This window comes from Streptomyces lonarensis (assembly GCF_012033735.1).
In the GTDB taxonomy this organism is placed as follows: domain Bacteria; phylum Actinomycetota; class Actinomycetes; order Streptomycetales; family Streptomycetaceae; genus Streptomyces; species Streptomyces lonarensis.
The window spans coordinates 1-2,750 of the sequence record NZ_JAAVJD010000397.1; the positions used below are offsets into that span (position 1 = coordinate 1).

The following is a 2,750-nucleotide window of genomic DNA, read 5'->3' on the forward strand; positions in this document are numbered from 1 at the left end:
CCGGCGAGCAGCGCCGCCGCCTCCCGGCCGCCGCGCCCCGGCGGGAACGGCAGCAGCACCGCGCCGAGCGCGGCGACCGCCAGCTCCACCACACAGCTCCACCGGCTGTTGGGGAGCTGCACGCCGACCACCTCGCCGCGCGAGACGCCGAGGGCGGCGAGGCCGCCGGCCAGGCGCAGCGCCGCCGCGTGCAGCTCGCGGAAGGAGAGTGCGCCCTCGGCGTCGACCACGGCGGTGGTGGGGCCGAGCCGGTCGGCCTGGGTCTCGAAGAGGGTGAACAGGTCCAGGTCGCGGTAGAGCCCCCGCGCCGCCCACCCGCGCCGCACCCGGTGCGGCACGAGGTCGGTGAAGAGCGACGGCGGCTGGTCGGTGGTGGTCATGGGCCCCTCGTCGGTCGCGGGCGGGTGGTCAGCGCTGCCCCGGCGGGCCGCCCCGGTGGGCGGCGGTCACCGACGCGCCGCGCTCGTCGCCGAGGTAGCGGACGGCCTCCCGGACGGTGACGCCCGAGGCGCGTCCCGCGCGCGGCAGCAGCCAGTCGTGCACCTCGGCCGGGTGCTTCCGGCCGGCCTGCCGCAGCACCCAGCCCAGCGCCTTGCGGACGAAGAACCGGGGGTCGGCGAGGAGCGGGTCGGCGAGATCGGTGAAGACGGGCCAGTGGCGGCGGAACCCCGTGTCGTCGTGGAGCGGCACCAGGAAGGCCAGCACCCCCGAGCGGCGAATCCACTGCTCCTCCTCCGCCGCCCACCCCCGGTACACCTCCACCACCGACGGTTCACGCAGCAGCAGCCGCCCGGCGACCGAACCGGCCAGCAGGTCGACCAGCGCCCAGGTCCGGCTGTCGCGCAGCAGCTCCTCCAGCAGAGCGGTGTCCTCGGCGCGCAACACGGTGACGTGCCGCTCCAGCAGCACCGCGGCGGCGATCCGGGACTCGTGCACCTCGGGGTGCCACAGCGCGCGGGCGGCGGTGACGAGCCCGGCGCGGGGGAGGGGGCCGTGGGTGCGGGAGGCGTCGGCGACCAGCTTGCGGATCACGGGCAGCCGCACGCCGTAGTGGGTCAGGTCGCTCTTCAGGTACCGCTTGGCGCCCGCCGCGGTCTCCGGGTCCCCGGCGGTCCGCAGCCCGGCGGCCACCGCCTCCACCAGTCGGTCCGTCGCCTCGTCCATGAGCCGGTCCCCTTCGTCGCCGTCACGCGTTCGGGCCACCCTGCGGGGGCGGGGCGGCGCCCGGCAAGACCCGTTCGGGCGCCCCGCCGTGCGGCGCCGGGGGCAGGACCAGCGCGCGTGTCGCCCGGACGAGGGAATCGGCGAGCGCCGTCAGCCGTGCCGCCACCACCGGATCGTGGAACCGGCCGTCGGTGTGGGCGGCCCGGCCCTCGGGGATGGCGACCTGGTCGGGCAGCATCCAGCCGTGCAACCACCGCACCGAGGTGCGCAACTGGTTGAGCGCGTTGCTGTTGGACCGGCCGCCCAGGGCGCTGATCCCTCCGAACACCCGGCCGGCGGCGTGGGGGAAGTCGAGCAGGTCGAGGGCGTTCTTGAGCGCGCCGCTCATCCCGCCGTGGTACTCGGGCGTGGCGAGGACGACGCCGTGGGCCCGGGTCACCGACTCCCGTAGCTCCGCGACCGCCGGATAGCCCGGCCACGGCGCCGACTTGTCGCCGTCGCAGAAGGGCAGCCGTACCTCGGCCAGGCGGAACACGCGGGTGCGGCAGCCGAGTTCGGCGGCGCGGGTGAGCACGAGGTCCAGCGCGGCGCCGCTGGTCGAGTCCTTGCGGGCGCTCGCCGCGATCCCCAGGATCTCCAACTCCCGGTGCACGGCCTCACCCCTCCCCGCGCGCGGCCGGCGGACGCCGGGCGGTCACCGCGGACCCGCCGGTGCCCGGTCCCCGGCGTGGACGATCTCCAGGACCAGTTCGCTGCGGGTGTTGAGCAGGTGCCCGTAGGTGTGGCCCAGTTCGTCGGCGGGGGCGTGGGCGATCAGCTCGACACCGGGGCGGGCCGCCAGGAAGTCGAGCACGGCGCCGACCTGCTGGGGCCCGGTCACCTCCAGCCCGTGGTGCGACATCAGGGCGGCCTTGCGGTGCGGCGCGTACCCCGTCCACTCGCCGTGGGCGCGGCAGCTGAACAGCTCGTACTCGTCGCCGTCCACGGTCAGGTTGATCCAGTGGCCCGGGGTGCCGTAGCGGCGGGGCGCGATGTGGGAGGGGCCGGTGCGCACGTCCCGGACGGCGCCGTGGGACTCCACCGACGCCAGCCAGTCGTCGAAGTCGTCCTCGGTCAGGTAGTCGCCGGTGTACGCGGCGACGTGGTGGACGCCCGCCACGCCCAGGGTGGCGGGGTCGGCCGGCGCGTCGAGGAAGGCGGCCAGCACCCGCTCGGGGCCGGCGGTCCGCGCGCGGGTGAGGTGGTCGACCAGCCGGTCGAGGTGGGCGGGGTGCTCGTCCGGGGGCGGGAGAACCGCCGGGGCGTCGAAGAGCTTCACGTCGTCACTCCTGCCGTGCGGGGGCCGGGGTCGGGATCGGGGTGGCCGGTGGCGGTGCCGTGGTGGCGGTGGCCCCGGCGCGACGGCCGTGGTCGTCGCCGCCGCGGGCGCCGCCGCAGCGGCACCGGTCGTGGTCGGGGCGCCGGTCGCGGTCGGAACCGCCGCCACGGGAACGGGCTCGGCATCGCCGTCTCCCCCGCCGGGGACCGGCTGTTCCAGGTGCGAACCAAGACCGACCACCGGCAGCTCCTGGACCTGCTGGAGCGCC

At 76.7% G+C, this 2,750-nt stretch carries 5 protein-coding genes; 1 reads left to right on the forward strand and 4 read right to left on the reverse strand.

The genetic code is table 11. From position 1 onward, the window contains the following. The 4 genes from HCN56_RS24925 to HCN56_RS24940 form a co-directional block, all read right to left on the reverse strand. A partial coding sequence (locus HCN56_RS24925) for an AMP-binding protein (protein ID WP_167974825.1) occupies window positions 1-380 on the reverse strand: 380 nt, incomplete at its 3' end. Window positions 381-408: 28 nt separating this feature from the next. Then, on the reverse strand, window positions 409-1,164 hold the full coding sequence (locus HCN56_RS24930) for a DNA alkylation repair protein (RefSeq protein ID WP_167974827.1): 756 nt from the start codon (window positions 1,162-1,164) through the stop codon (window positions 409-411). A gap of 22 nt (window positions 1,165-1,186) precedes the next feature. Then, a complete protein-coding gene (locus HCN56_RS24935; RefSeq protein WP_167974829.1) occupies window positions 1,187-1,816 on the reverse strand; it encodes an NADPH-dependent FMN reductase in 630 nt (209 codons plus the stop codon). A 42-nt stretch (window positions 1,817-1,858) separates the two neighbouring features. Continuing rightward, entirely contained in the window at window positions 1,859-2,482 is a 624-nt protein-coding gene (locus tag HCN56_RS24940) for a hypothetical protein (RefSeq protein ID WP_167974831.1), read from the reverse strand. A gap of 48 nt (window positions 2,483-2,530) precedes the next feature. Between HCN56_RS24940 and HCN56_RS25960 the strand changes: the two genes are divergently transcribed. Continuing rightward, on the forward strand, window positions 2,531-2,750 hold a 220-nt coding region (locus tag HCN56_RS25960), incomplete at its 3' end, for a hypothetical protein (RefSeq protein ID WP_209313171.1).

Coding starts and splice junctions, on each gene's coding strand:
- HCN56_RS24930 (WP_167974827.1), bottom strand. CDS start 1,164: ATGGACGAGGCGACGGACCGACTGGTGGAGGCGGTGGCCGCCGGGCTG.